21 protein-coding genes are annotated in these 22467 nt (G+C 29.6%); all 21 read left to right on the top strand.

All coding sequences use genetic code 11. From position 1 onward, the window contains the following. Positions 1-25: 25 nt before the first annotated feature. The 21 genes from SD960_RS04040 (at position 26) to SD960_RS03940 (ending at position 22465) form a co-directional block, all read left to right on the top strand. Positions 26-640 carry an acyltransferase gene (locus SD960_RS04040; protein WP_318801072.1) on the top strand — a complete coding sequence of 205 codons (615 nt, stop codon included), beginning with the start codon at positions 26-28 and terminating at the stop codon, positions 638-640. Then, positions 630-1508 (top strand): class I SAM-dependent methyltransferase, encoded by an 879-nt coding sequence (locus tag SD960_RS04035; RefSeq protein ID WP_318801071.1) that lies wholly within the window; start codon positions 630-632, stop codon positions 1506-1508. Before SD960_RS04040 ends, SD960_RS04035 begins: the two co-directional genes overlap by 11 nt. Beyond that, positions 1505-2398, top strand: a complete 894-nt coding sequence (locus SD960_RS04030; protein WP_318801070.1) for an SDR family oxidoreductase — start codon at positions 1505-1507, stop codon at positions 2396-2398. Before SD960_RS04035 ends, SD960_RS04030 begins: the two co-directional genes overlap by 4 nt. Then, a complete protein-coding gene (locus tag SD960_RS04025; protein WP_318801069.1) occupies positions 2377-3522 on the top strand; it encodes a glycosyltransferase in 1146 nt (381 codons plus the stop codon). The genes SD960_RS04030 and SD960_RS04025 overlap by 22 nt, the downstream gene beginning before the upstream one ends. A gap of 8 nt (positions 3523-3530) precedes the next feature. Beyond that, positions 3531-4433 carry a glycosyltransferase family 2 protein gene (locus SD960_RS04020; RefSeq protein WP_318801068.1) on the top strand — a complete coding sequence of 301 codons (903 nt, stop codon included), beginning with the start codon at positions 3531-3533 and terminating at the stop codon, positions 4431-4433. Continuing rightward, positions 4430-5569, top strand: coding sequence for a glycosyltransferase (locus SD960_RS04015; protein ID WP_318801067.1), 1140 nt, complete (start codon positions 4430-4432; stop codon positions 5567-5569). Before SD960_RS04020 ends, SD960_RS04015 begins: the two co-directional genes overlap by 4 nt. A gap of 55 nt (positions 5570-5624) precedes the next feature. Continuing rightward, positions 5625-6647 carry a glycosyltransferase family A protein gene (locus tag SD960_RS04010; protein WP_318801066.1) on the top strand — a complete coding sequence of 341 codons (1023 nt, stop codon included), beginning with the start codon at positions 5625-5627 and terminating at the stop codon, positions 6645-6647. Positions 6648-6656: 9 nt separating this feature from the next. Next, positions 6657-7436 carry a glycosyltransferase family 2 protein gene (locus tag SD960_RS04005; protein ID WP_318801065.1) on the top strand — a complete coding sequence of 260 codons (780 nt, stop codon included), beginning with the start codon at positions 6657-6659 and terminating at the stop codon, positions 7434-7436. Positions 7437-7483: 47 nt separating this feature from the next. Further along, positions 7484-8437 carry a glycosyltransferase family 2 protein gene (locus tag SD960_RS04000; protein WP_318801064.1) on the top strand — a complete coding sequence of 318 codons (954 nt, stop codon included), beginning with the start codon at positions 7484-7486 and terminating at the stop codon, positions 8435-8437. Beyond that, the gene (locus tag SD960_RS03995; protein ID WP_318801063.1) at positions 8434-9507 is read left to right on the top strand and encodes a glycosyltransferase family A protein; all 1074 of its coding nucleotides are present in this window, start codon (positions 8434-8436) and stop codon (positions 9505-9507) included. The genes SD960_RS04000 and SD960_RS03995 overlap by 4 nt, the downstream gene beginning before the upstream one ends. Next, a complete protein-coding gene (locus tag SD960_RS03990) occupies positions 9507-10634 on the top strand; it encodes a glycosyltransferase (RefSeq protein ID WP_318801062.1) in 1128 nt (375 codons plus the stop codon). Before SD960_RS03995 ends, SD960_RS03990 begins: the two co-directional genes overlap by 1 nt. A gap of 177 nt (positions 10635-10811) precedes the next feature. After that, positions 10812-11978, top strand: a complete 1167-nt coding sequence (locus tag SD960_RS03985; RefSeq protein WP_318801061.1) for an acylneuraminate cytidylyltransferase — start codon at positions 10812-10814, stop codon at positions 11976-11978. Then, positions 11965-12840, top strand: coding sequence for an N-acetylneuraminate synthase family protein (locus SD960_RS03980; RefSeq protein WP_318801060.1), 876 nt, complete (start codon positions 11965-11967; stop codon positions 12838-12840). The genes SD960_RS03985 and SD960_RS03980 overlap by 14 nt, the downstream gene beginning before the upstream one ends. A gap of 5 nt (positions 12841-12845) precedes the next feature. Next, a complete protein-coding gene (locus SD960_RS03975) occupies positions 12846-13667 on the top strand; it encodes a polysaccharide pyruvyl transferase family protein (RefSeq protein ID WP_318801059.1) in 822 nt (273 codons plus the stop codon). A gap of 48 nt (positions 13668-13715) precedes the next feature. Beyond that, complete coding sequence (locus SD960_RS03970) at positions 13716-15113, top strand: UDP-glycosyltransferase (protein WP_318801058.1); 1398 nt, start codon at positions 13716-13718, stop codon at positions 15111-15113. 1 nt (position 15114) lies between these two features. Continuing rightward, the gene (locus tag SD960_RS03965) at positions 15115-16548 is read left to right on the top strand and encodes an MBOAT family O-acyltransferase (protein WP_318801057.1); all 1434 of its coding nucleotides are present in this window, start codon (positions 15115-15117) and stop codon (positions 16546-16548) included. Next, positions 16548-17429: a hypothetical protein gene (locus SD960_RS03960; protein ID WP_318801056.1), complete on the top strand. Its 882-nt coding sequence runs from the start codon at positions 16548-16550 to the stop codon at positions 17427-17429. The genes SD960_RS03965 and SD960_RS03960 overlap by 1 nt, the downstream gene beginning before the upstream one ends. A 19-nt stretch (positions 17430-17448) precedes the next feature. Beyond that, the gene (locus SD960_RS03955; protein WP_318801055.1) at positions 17449-18759 is read left to right on the top strand and encodes an alpha-1,2-fucosyltransferase; all 1311 of its coding nucleotides are present in this window, start codon (positions 17449-17451) and stop codon (positions 18757-18759) included. Between the two features lies 1 nt (position 18760). After that, on the top strand, positions 18761-19918 hold the full coding sequence (locus tag SD960_RS03950; RefSeq protein ID WP_318801054.1) for a glycosyltransferase family 4 protein: 1158 nt from the start codon (positions 18761-18763) through the stop codon (positions 19916-19918). A 13-nt stretch (positions 19919-19931) separates the two neighbouring features. After that, complete coding sequence (locus SD960_RS03945) at positions 19932-21470, top strand: glycosyltransferase family A protein (RefSeq protein ID WP_318801053.1); 1539 nt, start codon at positions 19932-19934, stop codon at positions 21468-21470. Then, positions 21467-22465, top strand: a complete 999-nt coding sequence (locus SD960_RS03940; RefSeq protein ID WP_318801052.1) for a glycosyltransferase family 2 protein — start codon at positions 21467-21469, stop codon at positions 22463-22465. Before SD960_RS03945 ends, SD960_RS03940 begins: the two co-directional genes overlap by 4 nt. Positions 22466-22467: the final 2 nt, after the last annotated feature.

Raw genomic sequence — 22467 nt, 5'->3', positions numbered from 1 at the left:
AATAGCAAAAATTCTTAATTCAAAATTGGTTTTTAAAAATCCATATATTAATATTGAGACAATTGATTTAAGATTGAATGCTTTAAAAATTATAAAATGTTTAGAACAAGTAACTATTGGTGAAAAATCTAAATTTTATGAACAAGCGGAAGTCAGTAATTTTCAAAGAAACAAAAATAATATAAAAATAGGAACTAATAGTCATATAAGAGGACATCTTCAAATCTTTAAACAAGGAGGAAACATTACTATTGGTAATTTTTGTTATGTAGGTGAGAGTTCAAAAATTTGGTCAGCATGTAATATTATTATTGGCAACAAAGTTCTTATTTCTCATAATGTAAATATTCATGATAATATTTCGCATCCAATTAATTCAGAAATGCGAATTAAGGATTATAAAAGAATTTTAGGTGTTGAAAATTATAACGCAGAGATTTTTGATTTAAGGCCAAAATCTGTTTTAATTAAAGACAAAGCCTGGATCGGTTTCAATAGCATTATTCTTAAAGGTGTAACTATTGGCGAAGGAGCTATTGTTGGAGCAGGGAGTGTTGTAACTAAAGATGTTCCAGACTGGACAATTGTTGGTGGGAATCCTGCAAAAATTATCAGAGAAATTCCTGAAAATGAAAGATAAAATGACTTGGGAAGAAACCATAAAATTTATAAGAACTCAACCTGAATTTAAATATTTAGTTGACAAAGCTTATTTTGAAGAAGATTTATCTTTAAATGTTGAACGATTTAAGCAAAGCGAAGAATTTACAGAAACACTTAAACTTTTAAAACAGTATCAGCCTAATGCTAAAACTGTTTTAGATATTGGTAGTGGAAACGGAATAAGTGCTGTGGCTTTAGCGCTGCAAGGTTACGATGTGGTAACAATCGAGCCGGATTCTAGTGATACTATTGGAGCAGGTGCAATTAGAAAATTAAAAGAATATTATAATTTAACTAATTTAGAAATTTACGAAGCTTATGCGGAAGAACTTCAGTTACCAAATGAAAGTTTTGATATTGTTTATACACGTCAGTGCATGCATCACGCTTATGATTTAGATAAATTTGTAGCAGAATCCAGCAGAGTAACAAAAAAGAACGGATTATTTATCACAATTCGAGACCATGTAATTTTTAATAAAAAAGATAAAGAATGGTTTTTAGAAAATCATCCGTTACAAAAATTTTATGGTGGAGAAAATGCATTTCACCCAATTGAATATATAAAAGCAATGGAGAATGCAGGATTACGAGTTGAAAAAGAAATAAAATATTTTGAGAGTGTCATTAATTTTTTTCCAATATCAAAAGAAGAGATTTTTAATCAGTTTCAAGTTAAAAAAAATAAAGCTATTTTGCGTTTAAAGAGTAAAATAGGCATATTATCTAAGCTTTCTCTTTTACAGAATATGTACTTTAAAAGGTTGGGATTAGATAAAGAGACATTTTATAATGAAGATAAAGTTCCAGGGAGAATGTATTCTTATGTAGCTCTAAAAATATGAAGATCTTAATAATAGGTTCCAAAGGATTTATCGGCAGCCATTGTGTTGATTATTTTAAAAATAAGGCATTTGATGTTTATCGGGCCGATGTTAATCAATCGTTGGAGAAAAATACTTATAAAATAGAACGTCAAAATTCTGATTTTTCTCAACCCTTCAAAGATCACCAATTTGATGTGTGCATCAATGCATCAGGTTCGGCGCATGTTGGCTTTTCGTTTGAAAATCCTTCTCAAGACTTTGAACTTAATGTAGTTAATGTCCAGAAAATATTAGTTGCTATTAGAGATTATAATGAAAACTGTAAGTTTATTAATTTTTCAAGTGCTGCAGTTTATGGTAATCCACAGGTTTTACCAATTGTAGAAAATAGTATTTGTAAACCACTCTCCCCTTATGGTTTTCATAAATTACAAAGTGAGTTGTTATTAACAGAATATCATAAATTTTTCGGTTTAAATACCTGTAGTTTACGTGTTTTTTCTGCCTATGGTCCACGATTAAAAAAACAATTGTTCTGGGATTTATATCAAAAAGCGCTGCATAACAATGTTGTGTCACTTTTTGGAACCGGTAAGGAGACTAGAGATTTTATTTATATAGATGATTTATTAACTATTATAGATTTAGTTATTGAAAATTCCCCATTTCATGGAACAATTTACAATGTTGCCAGTAACCTGGAAACTACAATTAATGAAGCGGCGCAGATTTTTATAAAAGAGTTTTCTCTAGAAAAGAAAGTAACCTTTAATGGAGAAGCCAAAATAGGAGATCCAAATAATTGGGTCGCAGACATGAAAAAACTTAATAATTATGGGTTTCAACCTCAGTTCAATCTGAGTTTAGGACTTAAAAAATATATTGAATGGCTAAAGAAAAGCGAATAGGTATTATTTACAACTTTGATGAAAACTGGATTGGAGGTGCTTACTACATTCAAAACTTAATCAGTTCCCTAAATTATCTTCCAGAAAAAGAGCAAATTAAATTGTATGTTCTGGCAAAGGATAAATCTCTTTTTAAAGAATTACAAAATATAACTGGCTACCCAAAACTAAAATTTATAGAATACAAAAAGCAATACAATAAAATTGAGCGAGCTTTAAATAAAATTACAATGCTTGTTTTAAAAAAGAAGTTGATTGTAAAAAAAATTAAGCTGGATTGGGTTTTTCCATTGTATTCGATTCCTCAGGATTTGTGTCATATAAAAAAACAATTATTTTGGATTCCAGATTTTCAAGAAAAATATTTGCCTGAATTTTTTTCTGCAAAAGATGTAAAAGTTCGTCAGTCTGCCTACGAAAAGATGGTAGGATTAAATTACCCCATAGTTTTTAGTAGTAACTCTGCTTTAAGTGATTTTAATACTTTTTTTCCTGATTCAAAAAATGCAAGAAACGTTTTGCAATTTGCAGTTGTCCATCCAGATTTGAAAACAAAAACAATAGATGGGGTAAAAGAAAAATATGGAATTAGGGGAGATTATTTTATTTCACCTAATCAATTTTGGCAGCATAAAAATCAAACAGTAATAATAGAAGCTGTTAAAAAACTAAAAGATAGTGGAGTTGTCGTAAAACTTATTTTTACCGGTAAAGAATACGATTACAGAAATCCGGAGTATACAAGTGATTTGAAGAAAAAAGTAATTGATTATCAGCTAGAAAATGAAATCATTTTTTTAGGTTTTATTGATAGAGTAGATCAACTTCTTCTTATGAAAAATTCAATTGCTATAATTCAACCTTCGTTATTTGAGGGCTGGAGTACAGTTGTAGAAGATGGGAAAGGATTGAATCAGACTTTAATTGTATCAAATATTTCTGTTCACAAAGAGCAATTAGGAGAGAAAGCATATTTCTTTTCTCCAAATGATTTTAATGAATTAACGCTAAAAATGCTTACTGTTATTAATAATCCTTCAGACAAATTAATTTATGATTTAGACTACACGGAAAACATTAAAAATTTTGCGTTAAATTTAAAATCAATAATTAATAATAATTAATTTTTAAAATGAAAAATGTTTTATCTATTATAACTATTAATTATAATAATCTCGAAGGTTTAAAAAAAACAGTACAAAGTATTTTGAATCAAACCTGGCAGGAATTTGAGTATATAATTATTGATGGGGGATCAACAGATGGCAGCGCTGCTTTTATTGAATCTAAAAATGATCAAATTGACTATTGGATAAGTGAAAAAGATTCAGGAATTTATAATGCCATGAATAAAGGTATTAAAAAAGCTTCTGGTGAGTATTTATTGTTTTTAAACAGTGGTGATCATTTATTTGATAATATTGTTTTAGAAAAATATAATAAGCTTCTTGTCAAAAAAGATCTTATTTTTTTTAATTTGAATTTTGTAAAAGATAAGAGTTCATGGATAAATAAATATCCCGAATTTTTAAATTTTTCATTTTTTATAGTTGATACTTTGCCACATCCGTCAACATTTATAAAGAAAGATTTATTCAAAACGACTGATTATGACGAGAATTTTAAAATAATTTCTGATTGGAAATTTTTTATGGAAAGTATTTGTCAAGACAATTGCTCTTACATTTGGATTGATGAAACTTTAACGACTTTTTATACAGACGGTTTAAGTTCAGAACCTCAAAATAAAAAAATAATATTTAAGGAAAGGCATCTGGTTTTAAAGCCCAAACTTCTCATTTATCTGGAAAATCTAACAGATCCGGAGACTAGAAATGAAGTTGTTTATCTTTATTTAAAAACCCTGAAAAAAAGTTTAACCACAAAGAATTACAATATTTTTTTTAAAGAAGTTCTAAGTTTCAAACCTATAGCTTTTAGATTAAGAATCAAATTAATTTCTAGCGGTATAGCATATGTTTTATTTAAAAAAGGCCTGGATAGATTTTCAAACGATTTAAGAGTATTAAAATGAAAATACTTTTTGTTTCAATGCCTTCTATACATTTTACCCGTTGGGTAGAAAATTTAAAAGATACAAATTATGAATTGTATTGGTTTGATGTATTAAATAGAGGAAAAATAAAAGAACTAGATACAGTTGTTCAGTTTACAGATTGGAAAGAAAGAAAAATAAAACCAATAAAAGGAGAATATTTTTTGTATAAGAAACTGCCTAAATTACATGAGCTTGTTGCTCCTTACCTGGAGAAAACTGCAAATGAAACTTTAGAAGAAATTTTATTAGAAATACAACCAGATATTGTTCATAGTTTTGAGATGCAAGGATGCTCATATCCTATTTTAAAAATAATGAATAAGTTTAATAAAATTAAATGGATTTATTCATGCTGGGGAAGTGATTTATACTATTACAAAAACTTTAAAAGTCATTATTCTAAAATAAAAAATGTTTTAAAAAGAATTGATTATTTGATTACAGACTGTGAAAGAGATTATGTAATAGCAAAAGATTTAGGATTTGTAAATAGTTTTTTAGGTGTAATACCCGGAGGTGCCGGATTTAAAATAGAAGAATTGCAATCATCGAAATTGCCTGTCTCTGAAAGGAAAATAATTTTGATAAAGGGTTATGAACACAATTTTGGAAGAGGTTTGAATGTTGTTAAAGCAATAGAACAAATAGATTTAATAACTCAAAAATATGAAGTAGTTGTTTTTGGAGCTCATAATTCGGTTGCAACATATGTTAAAGCCAAAAAACTTAATTTTAAAGTATATAGCCGTCATGGATTAAGTCACAATGAAGTTTTAAGTTTAATGGGAAAATCTTTGCTGTATATTGGCAATAGCATTTCTGATGGATTACCTAATTCTCTACTTGAAGCCATAGTAATGGGAGCTTTTCCAATACAGTCTAACCCTGGAGGAGTTACAGCTGAGATTATTGATAACGGAATTAATGGACTGTTAATTAACGAACCTAACAATATAGAGTTAATCAGGGATTTAGTTTTGAGTGTGTTAAATAATTTTGGGTTTATCGATGCTGCCTTTAACTTAAATTTAAAAATCGCACAAGACAAATTAGATTACAGTATAAATAATAAAAAAAGTACAGATTTGTATAATGAAGTAATTAATAGTTAGTTTTTATTTTGTGTTATATTGATAAATAAGCTTTAAAATTGAAAAGTTTTAGAAAATGAGAAAAGGAAAAAACCTTTCAAAAGATATTTTATTACCCGTTTCGGATTCAAATCACCGAATAATAATTCCATTATATATTCCGGAAGAAGATGGTTATTATAAGGACGCTTTTACAATTTTTACTTATTGCCTGACTTCAATTCACAAAACTTCATTTTCAAATATAAAAATATCTGTAATAAGTAATGGTTCTTGCAATAGCGTAAACACTAAATTATTTCAGTTACAAGAAGAAAAATATATAGATGAACTTATAATTGAAAAAGAAAACATTGGTAAAGTAAATAGTATTTTAAAAGCATTGCGTACAGCCGAAGAACGTTTGATAACAATTACAGATGCAGATGTTTTATTTGATAACAATTGGGAGAAAGAAGTTTTAGAAGTTTTTAATGCTTTTCCAAAAGCGGGATCAGTAAGCCCGGTCCCTGTTTTCAGAAACCATTTTAGGCTAACATCCAATATATGGTTTGATAATCTCTTTTCACAAAAACTAAAATTTCGCCCGGTAAAAGATCCTGAAAGCATGACATTATTCGCAAACAGTATTGGATGGCCATGGCTTGATATAAAATATAAAGATGTTATTGCAACGTTAAAAAATAAGCAAGGTGCGATAGCAGTTTTAGGAAGTTCTCATTTTGTATGCACATATAAAAAAGAAGTTTTTTCTAAGATGCCTAAAAGCAATAGTATTTATAAATTAGGTGGCGATAGCGAATATTTATATACAGATCTTCCGGTTCTTAAAATGGGAGGATATCGCTTGGCAACTTATGGTAATTATGCCTTTCATTTAGGAAATGTTTTAGAAGACTGGATGATTCAAAAAATGGATACACTAAAAGTAGAAAATAAAGAGGCAAAGATTTTTAAGAATTTAAAAACGATAAAGGCACGGCCCCTTTATTATTTTTTTACTGAAAAAGTATTTAAAAAGATATTTTACAATAGTATTATCAGAAATAAAATTTTGACTTACAAAGGCCTAAGTAAAGAACAAATTAATAATTTATAATATTTATAAATGATTTCAATTGTTATAAGAAATAAAAATGAGGCAGAGGCTCTTGCGTCAATCTTGACTGTTTTGAGGAAAGTATATAATGATGATATTGATGAAATCATCGTAGTAGATAATAACTCTACAGATAATAGTGTTGAGGTTGCGGAAAGATTTAGTTGTAAAATTGTTATAATTGAAAATTTTACTTACGGTAAAGCAATTAATCTAGGAATTGAAAATGCAAAAAATAATTTAATACTTCTTCTAAGCTCGCATGCTGTCCCTGTTGGAAATTCCTTCTTTAAAAATTCAGTAAAAGAGTTTATTTCTAAACCATCATTGGCAGGAATGCGTTATATAAATTCCTATTCAAATTATTTGAGAGCAAATGATAATAATTTTTTGGTAAACGATGGCTTGAAATTTGGTCTGATGGCCGGCTGCGCAATGGTTAACAAAAAGATATGGCAAGAATTTAAGTTTGATGAAAAACTTGTTTTTAGTGAAGATAAAAAATGGTCAGATCAAGTATTGAAGGCAGGATATGAAATTATGGATTTTAATGAAACTTTTTTTTATCATATTAAGCGTGATGAAAAAAGCTCTTTAAATCGGTGGAAAAGTGAAACAATTGCCCATTATCAATTGCATCATTTACATTACCCTTCAAAAATAAAATTAATTGCATTATTTCTATTTAAAATAGGATTTCAATTGCCAAAAGAATATTTGGGTAAATTAAAATATGAAGTGCGGTTGTTTTTTATTAAACTTAATTTGAAAAACAAAATAAACCAGTAACAATAGTTTAGTTATCTAACTGAGAGAGTAATTTTTAAAAAGTAAAAATGATTTCAATTATTATCCCTGTTTACAATAGAGGAAGTTTATTGCCTGAAACATTAGATTCTATTATTAATCAAACATATCAGGCTTGGGAGTGTATTATTGTTGATGACGGCTCAACTGATAATACAGAAGAGATAATAGAATTTTATGCGAAAAAAGATTCTCGAATTCAGTTTCACAAGCGTCCGGATTATAAGCAAAAAGGCGCAAATGCATGTAGAAATTATGGTTTTGAATTAAGTAAGGGAGAATTTATACAGTTTTTTGATAGTGACGATATAATGCATGCTAAACATTTAGAAAAAAAACAAAAAGTATTAGAAAAAAACAAAAATGTACATTTCTGTATTTGTCAAACTCAAAACTTTGAAGGATTATTTAGTGAAAAAAAATTAAAAGAAAGTTCAGTAAATACTATTACAGGAGATATATATGAAGATTATATTTTAGGAAGATGTTCTATTTTAATGATAACTCCTACTTGGAGAAGGGAAGTCTTAATGAACTCTACATTATTTGACGAAACTTTACTACAATCGCAAGACTTGGAACTATATTCAAGAATTCTTTTAAAATTTAAAAACATTGAAATTATACCAGAAAATTTAATTTATGTAAGAAGAAATAATGATTCCATTACGACTTTAAAAGGCAAATTAAATATTCACTTAGAATCTTATCTAGAAGTCAAAAAAAGAGTTTTAATGCAGTCTCCAAATAATTTAAAAATTAATTCGGCACTAATAAAAATGATTTTGGGAATTTTCAGGTATAAATTAGCAAATAAAGAATATAGCGATTGTAAAAAATGTTTGGCTTTTATTGGGACGTACAGTTCGGACAGATCACTAAAATTTAAATATTTCTTATTAAAAATAAATTTCTTTTATCAGGTATTTAAAACATTAGGCAGAGGCGATACGCGATTTAAATCATTACTTAAATTAAAATGATAACAATAGTTTTAACTAACAGAAACCGCGATTTAAAAACTATAAAAAATTGCTTTGAATCTTTGAGCAAACAATCTAATAATAATTTCGAATTGTTTTTTATAGATTATGGATCGGACCAAAATTGCATCAATGATTTAAAGCAATTAATTGTACAATATCCTAAAATAAAATCTATAATTTCTTCGGTTTCCGGACAATTGTGGAATAAATGCAGAGCCATAAATATTGTATTGAAAAAATGCAATACACCTTATTTTTTTGTTGGAGATATAGACATGCTTTTTCATCCCGATTTTATAAACAAATTGGATGAACTTAAAAATAAAGATAAAGTAACGTATTTTCAAGTTGGTTTTTTAAGTCAAAATGAAACCGCAATTCAAAGAGATTTTCATAATGCAACGGTAGATTTTACTTCAAGAAAAGAAGCTACGGGAATGACCTTGTATCCAACTCAATTGTTAAAAGAAATAAATGGTTACAATGAGTTTTATCATGGTTGGGGTGCTGAAGATACAGATGTGCATATTCGACTACACAATCTTGGAGTTGAAATTGATTTTTTTGAAAGAGAGATTCTTTTAAAACATCAATGGCATCCAAAAACATATAGAACAAAGTTAAGTACAGATCCATATCATTTTGAACTCGAAAAAATAAATCATTCCTATATTCAAATTTCTCAAACTAGCAAACAAATAAAAGCAAATATAAACCAGCAATGGGGAGTTTTGCCAGAAGAAAAAGACTATTCTAAGTTATCAAATAAGCCGGATTTTTCAATTGTGACGGAACCGGAAACTTCAAAAGTAAATGCATTATTAGCACAACTGAATAATTTTGAAAATAAAGTGGTTTCAATAATAGTTAAAGACACATCTGAGAGCAATAAGAGAAAACAATTTACAAAAAGAATTTTAGGAAAGAAGTACCTGAAATTTTTACCGATGAAAAGTGTAAATAATATGATTTTACAGGAAATTGTAATGCATTACAGGAATCTGCCCTATCAATATTCATTTGATCAAAATAAAAATTTGATTCATCTTAAAATTTATTTTCGATAATGAAGATACTTATGGTTTCAATTCCATCACTCCATTTCTTTAGATGGACAAGTCAGCTTCAGGATTCTGGACATGAAGTATATTGGTTTGACATTACCGGAATGAGTGAAAAGTCTGAAAGACTAAATTGGGTATCTCAAAAAGTAAGCTGGAAATTAAAATGGAATTATCCCGGAAGATTGTTTGTAAAGAAAAAATTTCCAAAAGTCTATCAGTTTCTTCAACATTTTAATGAGTATAAAACGTCATCAGTTTTTGAAGAATATTTAAACGAAATTGAGCCTGATGTTGTTCATAGTTTTGCTTTGTATTTATCATGTACTCCCATTATTTCTGTAATGGAAAAAAAATCAAATCAAAAATGGATATATTCTTCCTGGGGAAGTGATTTGTTTTATTTTCAAAATGATGAAAAGTATTTAAAAGATATCAAAAGAGTTTTGCCAAGAGTCAATTACTTGTTTACAGATTGCAAAAGAGATTATGAAATAGCAAAAGAACATGGTTTCTCGGGTGATTTTCTTGGTGTTTTTCCTGGCGGGGGTGGATTTGATTTGGCTCATATGGAACAATATAAATTACCTAATGAGCAACGAAAAACTATTTTAATTAAAGGTTTTCAGGGAAGATCGGGAAGGGCAATTTCTGTTTTAAAAGGGATTGAATGCCTGAAAAAGGAACTTATTGATTATAATATTGTTGTTTTTGGTGCCGATGATGAGGTTTTTAATTACGTTAAATATTCTGTGCTAAAAGATTGGTTCAACTTCCAGATAAAAGGGAAAATGTCACATCAGGAAGTTATTCAGCTTATGGGACAATCTAAGATTTATATTGGTAATAGTAACTCAGATGGAATTCCGAATACTTTACTCGAAGCCATTTGTATGGAAATTTTTCCTATACAGTCAAATCCCGGGGGAGCAACAGAAGAAATTATAAATCATCACATAAATGGAATGCTGATAGAAGATTGTGAAAATGTTTATGAAATCAAAAAAATTATTTTAGAGGCTATCTCTTTTCTGCCTACTGCAAATTATGATAAAAGGAAACTTCTACCAGAATTAGATTCTGCCTATTTGCAAGAAAAAGTACAAAAAATATACACTAATTTAATTGCTTAATTATTTTAGGCGCTTTCATAAAATGAGGAATTCTAATCAAAGTTATATTACAATTAATCACATTTAAATCAATAAGAATGATTTAATCCTCTTTATTATTTAAACATAAACTTTATTATTACAAAGTGCCTTTTTTTAACTTTTAAAATTACTTTTGAGGCATTAAAAAGATTACTTATGAAAAAAACAGCCATTATTCCACTTCGTAAAAATTCTAAGGGAATTCCAGGAAAAAACAAGAAAAAAATGTTAGGCCGCCCACTTTTTTCATGGGTTCTGACAGAAGCTATTTTTTCGGAATTAGATGAGGTGTATGTTTTTACAGATGATCAGGAAATAATCGATTATATAAATAAAGAATACCATTGGTCGCCAAAAGTAAAAGCGCTTTTGCGTAATGATGAAAATGCGTCTGATACAGCCTCTACAGAAAGTGTTATGCTGGAGTTTGCAGAGATTGTTAAATACGATTTTGATATTCTGTGCTTATTACAGGCAACTTCTCCAATGACAAGGGCAGTAGATATAAATGCCACGTTAAATGAAATTATCGATAACAAAAAACAATCTGCGTTAACAGTTGTTAATACACATCGCTTTATATGGAATTCTGATGGGACATCTCAAAATTATGATGTTTTTAAAAGACCGAGACGCCAGGATTTTGATGGTTTATTAATAGAAAATGGTGCAGTTTATGCCACAACAAAAGAAGCTTTTTTAAATTCAAAAAATAGAATAAGCGGTTCGATTGGTTTGGTGAAAATGCCAGAAGAATCTCTTGTTGAAATAGATAGTACATCAGATTGGCATATTGTTGAGAATTTATTGGCAGAACGTCAGAAGAAAAGCAAGACGCACCAAAAAATTGAATATTTAATACTCGATGTCGATGGTGTTTTTACCGATGGAAGTGTTTATTATAATGCCGATGGAGAAATGGCCAAAAGATTTGATATGCGCGATGGAATGGGATTGGAAATTATCAGGCAAAATCAGATTCAGGTGATCGCAATAACATCCGAAAATTCTGATTTAGTTGCGCAGCGGATGAAAAAATTGCAAATAAACGACACATTTTTGGGGGTAAAAGATAAATTTTCATTTTTAACACATTTTCTTTTAGATAGAAATAGTAGTTTTGGCGCCGTTGCGTACGTAGGAGATGATGTAAATGATTTGGCAAATATTTGTAGTGTTGGATGGTCTTTTGCACCGGCAAATGCAACTATTACCGTAAAAGCAAATGCTGATTATATATTAACCCATGCATCTGCATCCGGAGCAATAAGAGAAACTTGTGAAATTTTAATAAAGTACAATAAACGTTATGAAGGAATATAAAAAACCTTATGTGATTGCCGAAATAGGATGTAATCATAAAGGCGAAATGTCAATAGCAAAGGAATTAATTAAAATTGCTAAGATTTTTGGAAATGCAGATGCAGTTAAATTTCAAAAACGAAATAATAAAGAACTTTTAACAGAAGAACAATACCACGCTCCACATCCAAATGCATTAAACTCGTATGGAGATACTTATGGTGCGCACCGCGAATTTTTAGAATTTGATGTTAACCAACACCGCGAATTAAAAGAATATTGCGAAGAAATTGGTATCGTTTATTCAACATCAGTTTGGGATACTACTTCTGCAAAAGAAATTACATCCTTAAATCCGGAATTCATTAAAATCCCTTCTGCATGCAATAATAACTTTGATATGTTAGGCTGGTTATGCGAAAATTATTCTGGCGAAATTCATATTTCTACAGGTATGACTACTAAAGACGAGACGGATATTTTAGTAAATTATTTTACTGAAAGAGGCAGAAACAAAGATTTAGTATTATACAATTGTACTTCAGGATATCCGGTTCCATTTGAAGATGTTTGCTTATTGGATATCAATTTGTTAAAACAAAAATACGCAGATAAGGTAAAACATATTGGTTTCTCTGGTCACCACTTAGGAATTGCTGTTGATATTGCGGCTTATACATTGGGTGCAAACATTATAGAAAGACATTATACTATCGACAGAACCTGGAAAGGAACTGACCATGCAGCCTCTTTAGAACCAATGGGCTTGCGCAAATTGTCTCGTGATTTAGATGCTGTTTATCAGGCATTAACTTTTAAATCGACTGATATATTGCCAATTGAGCAAGTTCAAAGAGATAAATTAAAGAACAAAAAAGTTTAAGACGAATGCTTTTTTCAAACAGAATTAGAGTTTTTTGGTGGAACGAAAAAATTATCCAGGGTAAGTCTAAAGAAAACTATGGAGATGTTTTAGGAAAATACCTTGTTGAAAAAATCTCTAATAAAAAAGTAGTTTTTGCATGGCCTAAAAAATTCTCTGTTTTAGATTGGTTTTTACCAATTTATGTAACGATAGGAAGTATTTTAACCAATGTAAATCATAAATGTATTGTTTGGGGCAGCGGAATTATCAGTAAAGATTCTAAAATAAAAAATGCTGTTTTTTTAGCTGTTCGCGGCCCTCAAACCCGAAAACATTTGCTCAGTCTTGGATATAAAGTTCCCGAAATATATGGAGATCCGGCTTTACTCTTGCCGGATTATTTTAATCCTGAAGTAACTAAAAAGTACGAGTACGGCATTGTACCGCATTACAATGATTATAAATTAGTTCAAAGCTGGTTTCAGGGACAAAATCATATCAAAATCATCGATATGATGACCAATGATATTGAGTCTAAAACTATTGAATTTTTAGAATGTAAAAAAGTGGTTTCGTCTTCTTTGCACGGAATCATTATAGCTCATACATACGGTATTCCGGCAGTTTGGCAGCCGTTTTCTGATGGTGTTTTCGGTGACGACATCAAATATCAGGATTATTTTGAGTCGGTACAAATACCTTCTTATAATCCGGCAATAAGAAGTAACGAGTACTCAGAAATAGAATTAGAAAAATTATTTGCTGAGAATGCTAGTTTGCCAAATAAAGAAGTTATAGCGTCACTGAAAAAAGGTTTAATGGCAGTTTGTCCTTTTAAAAATTAGTTTAATTATAGAAAATATTATTTTTAAATACCACTTAGTGTTTAGGTTATGAGTAAAAAAGTATTTGTTTTTTTTCCGGATGGTGTAGGACTACGCAATTTTGCTTTTACAAAATTTAAAGAAATAGGAGAAGAAAAAGGGTATCAAATCGTTTACTGGAATAATACTGTTTTCTCTTTAAAAGAGGAGTTAGGATATGATGAGGTTAAAATCGAAAATCATACGACGCATCCTTTAACGCCTGTTTATTCCAGAATAAGAAAACATATTGAATTAAATGTTTCTCAAAAAAAATTCAATGATAAAGTCTACGAAACCTATAAATTTCCATTTAGTTACAAAGGTTTCAAAAATACTTTAAAAACCTTATACACTAAATTATTGATTGGTTTTAATTCTTCAGAAAAAGGAATTGTAAGGATCAGAAAGCGTATCAATGCCCTGGAACGTTCAACTACAAAATATCAATATTGTAAAGCACAATTACAAGAACATAAACCTGATTTAGTTTTTTGCACCACACAAAGAGCAACACAATCTATTAGTGCGTTATTGGCAGCCAAAGATCTCGGTATTCCAGTTGTATCTTTTGTTTATTCATGGGATAATGTGCCAAAAGCAATGCAGGTTGTCGAAGCTGATTTTTATTTTGTATGGAGTGATTTAATGAAAGAAGAAGTCCTGAAATATTATCCTTTTATACAGGAATCTCAGGTTTTTGTTACAGGTACGCCTCAGTTTGAACCTCATTACGACCAAAATTTATTCAAAAGCAGAGAAGAGTTTTTTAATGAAAATAATTTAGATACTTCTAAAAGATATATTTGCTTCTCTGGTGATGACGAAACGACTTCTCCACTAGATCAATATTATTTAGAGGATCTGGCAATAGCGGTACGAAATTTAAATGCTAAAGGTGAAAATGCGGCTATTATTTATCGTAAATGTCCTGTAGATGTCAGCACAAGATATGACGCAGTTATTGAAGCTAACAAAGATGTAATAACTGTACTTGACCCATTATGGAAACCTGCAGGTAAAAATTGGAACGAAATTTTACCAACCAAAGAAGATTTAGGATTATTACATAACGTTTGTGCACATTCAGAGTTCGTTACAAATGTATGTTCTTCTACCGTTTTTGATTTTGTTGCACATGATAAACCTTGTATTTACTTCAATTACGAGCAGCCACAACTAAAAAAAGGAATCAGAGATATTGGGCAGAATTATAAATATGTTCATTTTAGAAGTATGCCTTCTCAGGAAGCGGCAGTATTTTGTACAGATAAGACAACTCTGGAAGATCAGGTAAAACAAATTTTAGATAAAAAGTTATCGAATGTCTCCGATGGTAAAAAATGGTACGAAATTGTGGTGGGAAAAAATCCAACACAAGCATCTTTAACAATTTGGGATAAAATCAATCAATGCATAAATAAATAATATGTTTTTTAATTCTCTAGCTTTTGCTGTTTTTTTACCAATTGTTTTTTTTCTCTATTGGTTTGTTTTCAATAAAACAAAAAGTACTCAAAATGCTTTACTTATAGTTGCCAGTTATTATTTTTATTCTTGTTGGGATTGGAGATTTCTATTTTTATTAGTTTTTTCTACGTTTCTGGATTATTATACCGGAATCCAGATTGAAAAAGGTAAATCTGAAAAAAGCCGAAAATTTTGGTTTTGGCTTAGTATTATAGTCAATTTAGGATTCTTAGGAATATTTAAATACTATAACTTTTTTGCCTCTTCTTTCTCTGATTTATTAAATTCAGCAGGAATAAAAGCGAGCCCAATTTTATTAAATGTGATTCTTCCTGTCGGAATTTCATTTTATACATTTCACGGTTTATCATACGTCATTGATATTTATTATAAACGAATAAAAGCCGAATACAACTTTGTAGATTATTCCTTATTTGTGAGTTATTTTCCACTTTTGGTCGCAGGACCAATAGAAAGAGCCACCCATTTATTGCCACAGGTAAAAGTTAAAAGAGAATTTAATTTTGAAAGGGCAAAAGAGGGTATTTGTCAAATTGTATGGGGATTGGTAAAAAAAGTGGTCATTGCGGATACTTGTGCAACTTATGCCAATGCCATTTTTGATCATTATACAGCAATGAATTCGTTTTCATTAATTATGGGAGTCATCTATTTTGCATTCCAAATTTATGGCGACTTTTCAGGTTACTCGGATATTGCTTTAGGAGTTTCAAAACTCTTTGGTTTAGACTTATTAAGAAACTTTAATTATCCTTATTTCTCAAGAGATATTGCCGAGTTTTGGAGACGCTGGCATATTTCACTTTCGTCCTGGTTTCGCGATTATTTGTATATTCCGTTAGGAGGAAGCAAAGGGGGACTTTGGATGAAAATCAGAAATACCTTTATCATTTTTGTGGTGTCTGGTTTTTGGCATGGTGCCAATTGGACATATGTTGTATGGGGTTTTATAAATGCTGTTTACTTTTTGCCTTTACTGTTGTCAAATAGTAATAGAAATAATATGGATGCCATTGTATTGAAGTGGAATTTTGATTCTGCAAAAGTAATAATGAGCATTTTGTACACATTTTTATTAACCTGTATAGCCTGGGTTTTTTTTAGAGCAAGAACCATAACAGATGCAGTTTCATATTTAAAACGTATTGTTACAGATAGAAGTTTTAATTTTCAATATCTCGATAACGAAAGATATAGTTATGAGTTATTGCTTATGATTGGCCTTTTTGTTTTGATTGAATGGAATAGCCGTAACAAAATTGAACCTATTTCGGGAAAAAGAAGCTTTTTAAAATTGAGCTTTGCAATAATAGCAATAATGGCTTTCGGGACTTTTTCAGACTATAAAGAATTTATATATTTTCAATTCTAATGAAGAATTTTTTAATTTATATAGCCAAGATTATTTTTGTAACAATCTTATTGGCCATTGTTTTAGACGGACTTTATAGTGCGATGTTCATACAATGTAAAAACCGAGGAAAAATAGATCAGATTTATAATTCAGAAGGAAGGAAATATGATGTAGTGATTTTGGGTTCTTCAAGAGCAAACAATCATTTTGTAGCTCCAATGTTTGAAGAAAAAGGATTAAAAACCTTTAATTATGGCATGAGCGGTTCACATTTATTTGAAACAGCCCTAATGCTAAAACTTATGATAGAAAGAAAATATCAAATTAAGAATGTTATTCTTGAAGCTGATTTAAACCTTTCCAGCATTAATCAATCTGAAGGCATTGCTTCAAGATTTTTGCCTTACATTCATAATTCAAATGTTATTAAAGAACATTTTCAAACACAAGATCATTTTAATGAATTGTATTATATTCCATTTTATAGATATATTAAATATGAAGTACGAATAGGATTTAGAGAAATGTTTTTTAATGCGATTCATAAAAAAACAACACATTTAAATAAGCTGGGATATTATCCTCTGGATGGAGTTGAAAACGGCAATATGAAAAATAACATTGTCAAATTGAATCCATTGCCACATAACAAATACTACGAAGAAATTAAAAGTATTTGCAAAGCAAATAAAATAAACCTGATTGTTGTAATGACGCCAATGTGTGAAAACGTAAAAGGTATGAACTATTTTGAAAAGGTAAAAAAAGCGTATCCCGAAATTCATAATTATGAAAATGTAGTAGTCGAAAATAAATATTTTGAGTCTTGTGGTCACATGAACAATACAGGGTCCGAAATGTTTACAGCCAGGATTTTAAAAGACTTTTTTAATAAATAACTTCTGAAGACTTTTTAAAATGATAACATACTCTAAAATAGGAAAGAAGGGGAATTTGGGAAATCAGCTTTTTCAAATCGCATCTACTATTGGTTTGAGTATTAGAAATAATCAGCAATATGCTTTTTCACAGTGGAAATATCAGGAATATTTTAAAAATAAATTACCACTTTTAACATCTGATTTTTCAGGTTTTATAAATGCTGAAGAGACCGAATATAATTTTCATGAATGGGATATAAAAGACAGGGATTATGATCTTTCCGGTTGGCTTCAAACAGAAAAATATTTTGATAAAGGATTAACCAAACATCATTTTGAATTCGCTGATTCGGTAACTAATCACATTAAAAAAAAATACGAAAGTGCTTTTACGAAGCGAACCATTTTGCTTTCAATACGAAGAGGCGATTTCGTAAATCATCTGGATTATTTTCAGTTGCCAATTAATTACTATTTAAATAGTTTAGCTCAATTTTTCCCAAATTGGCAGTCTTGCAACTTGATTGTTTTAAGTGATGATATTAAATATTGTAAGTTTCATTTTTCATTTTTAGAAAATGCTTTTTTCGCAGAAGATTTAAATGGTATAGAACAGCTTTGCCTGGGTTCATTGTGCGATGATTTTATAATAAGTAATTCTACTTTTTCGTGGTGGACAGCCTGGTTGGGTGAAAAAGAACATTCAAAAATAATAAGACCATTAAAGAACTTTGATGGCGTCAAAAGTCAGGAACTTAATGATAAAGATTATTTTCCGGAAAGGTGGATAAAATACAATCATACAGAAGAGATAATTAAACTTGAAGATATAGTTTTTGATATCAAAAGCAAAAAAAACAGACATGAAATTGCCGCATATATTTCGACTTATTTTGATGTGGAAATGAATCTAAACCACAGTGAAACTGAATCATCTAAAAATATTTATGTTTTAGAGAAAGATTATTTTTTACCTCCTTTGGTAATTTATTCGTCTTATTTAAAATTGAAAGAAGATTCAAATACTTTAGTTGTCAATAATGTAGTTAGATCTTTTAAAGTTTCTAAGCCATTAAACTATAATGATTTTCTTTTACAAAAAGACTTCGGTTTGTTTTCAACTATTTTTTCATTTTCGAAAACCAACGAAAACTCAAAGGCTCAAAATCCTGACATTTATTTAAAAAGGAATAACAATGCAGTTTTGGAGCCAAAAGAATCAATATTATATTTTTCAGGAGGACAATTTTGTGCAATCGGAGCGTATGGTTATAGTTTTAAAAAGTTAATGAAAAGAAAAGAAATAGAATTAAAAAGAACTATTAAAAAAATACTTTCAATAAAATAATATGGCAGCAAAGCTACATGTCGCATACATTGTTTCTCATTATCCACATAAAGCTTTTGGTCACGATGGCGGATTAGGAACCAGCGTTTACAACTTAGTTGAAAAACTTAGAATGAGCGATGTTCAGGTTTCTGTTTTTGTGTACGGACAAAAAAATGAGTTTGTTCTGGAAGAAAATAATGTAACGATGTATAGTCTTACGGACAGCAAAGTAAAATTTCTTAAGTTTTATTTTAACAGAAAAAAGATAGAAAATTTTATCAATAATAAAATTCAGGAAAAGAATATTAATATTATTGAAGCACCGGATTGGACAGGAATTACCGCTTTGATGAATTTTAAAATTCCATTGATAATTCGTTTTCACGGAAGTGATGCTTACTTTTGTCATCTCGAAAACAGAAAACAAAAGCCTAAAAATTTCTGGTTTGAAAAATTAGCCATAAATGGAGCAAAAGCTTTTATTGGGCCAACAAGCTTTGCCGGAGAAGTCTCAAAAGAACTATTTAAAATAAAAAATAAAGAGATAAAAACGATTTATCACGGATTAGAATTACAAAAAATCACAAACGATTCTCCTTTAATTTATGAAAAAGGGATTATTCTCTATGTAGGTACATTAATTAGAAAAAAAGGAGTTTTAGAATTGCCCGAAATTTTTAATAAAGTGCGAAAAGAATTTCCTGAAGCAAAACTGATATTAATTGGCAGCGATGCTTCTGATATAAAAACAAACTCAGGTTCTACATGGCAATTAATGCAAAGTCAGTTTAAAGCTGATGATTTAGAACATGTAAGTTATTTGGGGAAAATCCCATATAACGAAGTTCAAAACCATATTAGAAAAGCAAATATATGTGTTTTTCCAACTTTTGCAGAAACTTTAGGAATGGTTACCATAGAATCAATGGCCATGCAAAAAGCCGTTGTTAATAGCAATATTGGCTGGGCACAAGAACTTATTATTGATGAAGAAAGTGGTTTTTTAGTACATCCGGAAAATCATAATTTATACGCCGAAAGAATTATACAGCTGTTAAAAGATGACACATATTGTTTAAGAATTGGTCAGCAAGCCTTAAAAAGAGTCGAAACCAAATTTGATATTAATAAGGTAGTGCTTGAGAATATTGCTTTTTATAAAAAAATAATCAATTAAATATAAAGTAAAAATGATAGTTATTTATCATCAAAATAATAAAATTGTAAATGTTGAACATGGAGCTGAAAGCCTGAATTTTTCTCAAAAAGATATTACCAAAACTTTATTTGAAGTTGCGGTTTCTTTTCCGGATGAATTATTGATTTGGTGCCAGTTTGATTTGAAATCAAATCTTAATTTTTCAGCTATTTCTGAAATTTTTCACCATCATAAAATACTGGCATCTTTCAATTTATCAGAAAAAACATTTTTGTCTGATGCAATTGGTTATGTTGAAGTATCTCCATTTATTAATATTAAAAAAGAGATAAATTATCCAACCTGGCAAATGAGTGGCTCTGTTGGAGGTATTTATGCTTCGACATTATTAACTTTTAAAAAGTTATATAAAACAGCAGATAGTTTTGAATATTTTTTAAATTCTCTAGCTAAATTAGCAATGCCAAATGGTCTTTTGTGTTATTCTGAACCTAGACTATTAATAGGTACGTGTAATAAAATTAAAGAACATAAAAGTAATTTTTTTTACTTATTTCGATTTGTAAAACAGCATTATAAAACCCGTTGGATATTTTTACTTCTGCTCAATTTGTTTTTATATGAGAGAAAAGTAGCTTTTTTTCCATTTTTGTTAAGCCTTTTCTATAGTAAAAGAAAATTCGAAAATAATTTATTAGCTAATATAAAAGTTCAATCAACAAAAAAAGTACTGGAAACAGGAACTATAGATGTTATCATTCCTACTATAGGAAGAAAACAATATTTATATGATGTTTTGAAAGATTTATCAGTCCAAACTCATTTACCAAAAAATGTAATCATTGTAGAACAGAACACAAACCTTGAAAGTGTTTCAGAGCTTGATTATCTTACAAACCAAAGTTGGCCATTTTCAATAAAACATACTTTTACTCATCAGGCTGGAGCTTGTAATGCGAGAAATGTGGCTTTGTCACAAGTGAAGAGTGAATGGGTCTTTTTAAATGATGATGATAACAGATTTGAGCCACAATTAATTAGTGAAACTCTTAAAAATTGTGTGCAATTTGGTAGTAAAGTAGCAAGCAATTCTTATTTGAAAAAAAATGAAAAGAAAATTGATAACAATGTTTACCAGGCAGTTTTTTTTGGCTCGGGAAATAGCTTTATCGCCAGTTCTTTGTTGAAAAAAGTTTCCTTTGGAATGGGATTTGAATTTGGTTATGGAGAAGATAGCGATTTCGGAATGCAATTAAGAAATTCAGGTGAAGATGTTCTGTTTTTTCCCAATCCTGAAATTTTACATTTGAGTGCACCTATTGGAGGTTTTAGAACAAAGCCGGTTTTAGCCTGGCAAAATGAAATTATTCAGCCAAAACCTTCACCAACCATTATGTTATTCAATCAATTGCATTTGACGAAAAAACAAATTAATGGTTATAAAACAATATTGTTTTTTAAGTTTTATCGCGTTCAGACAATCAAAAATCCAATTAAATATTTGAAAAATTTTAAAAAACAGTGGAAGCAAAGTTTACATTGGGCTAACGAATTAAAGAATAAAAGATGAAGTTTTCATTGATTGTTTGTACTTATATGCGTCCTGCATCTCTAGTAGCTTTATTAAAATCTGTTGAAAAACAGACGTTATATCCGAATGAAATTATAGTTGTTGATGGCTCTCTGAATAGAGAAACAGAGATTGCTTTAACGAATAATGAATTTCAAAACCTAAAATATTTTTTAGTCAATGATGAGGACAGAGGCCTTACTAAACAACGAAATTTCGGAATTTCTAAAGTTGCTGAAGATTCAGAAATTGTTTGCTTTTTAGACGATGACACTGTTTTAGAATCTGATTATTTTGTAGAAATCATAAAAACATTTCAAACAAATAATGATGTTTCAGGTGTTGGCGGAGTTGCCATTAATGAATACAAATGGAAACTTCAGCAAGAAAATGTTTTATATAATAAAAACAAATTTTATTTGTTTGAAGGTTACTATTATAAGGAAGGTTTGCGCAATGTAATGAGAAATTACCTTGGTCTTGCCTCAAATTTAGGCCCCGGAAAAATGCCGAATTATTCACATGGGAGAACATGCGGGTTTCCGATGACAGGAAAAACGTATGAAGTAGATTTGCTGATAGGAATGTCGATGTCTTTCAGAAAAAGTGTTTTTGACAAGATTAATTTTTCAAGATTTTTTGAAGGTTATGGCTTATACGAAGATGCGGATTTTAGCTTAAGAGCTTTAGAATTTGGTAAAAATGTAATTAATACAAAAGCGCATTTATCGCATTTTCATGCCGAATCAGGAAGACCAAATAAATATAAATATGGTATAATGGTAGTAAGAAACGGCTGGTATGTTTGGAGAGTTAAAAAAGCAAAACCAAATCTAAAAGAAAGATTTAAGTGGAATGCAATAACAATTTTACTTGCTTCTATCAGATTTACCAATGTAATTACAGATCAAAATAAAAAAGCAGCTTTTACCGAGGCACTTGGCAGAACAGTTGGATGGTGGAGTTTACTATTTAATAAACCTCAAACAAAATAAAG

This window comes from Flavobacterium sp. MMLR14_040 (assembly GCF_033657265.1).
In the GTDB taxonomy this organism is placed as follows: Bacteria; Bacteroidota; Bacteroidia; order Flavobacteriales; family Flavobacteriaceae; genus Flavobacterium.
This window is presented reverse-complemented; position numbering and strand designations above follow the sequence as displayed.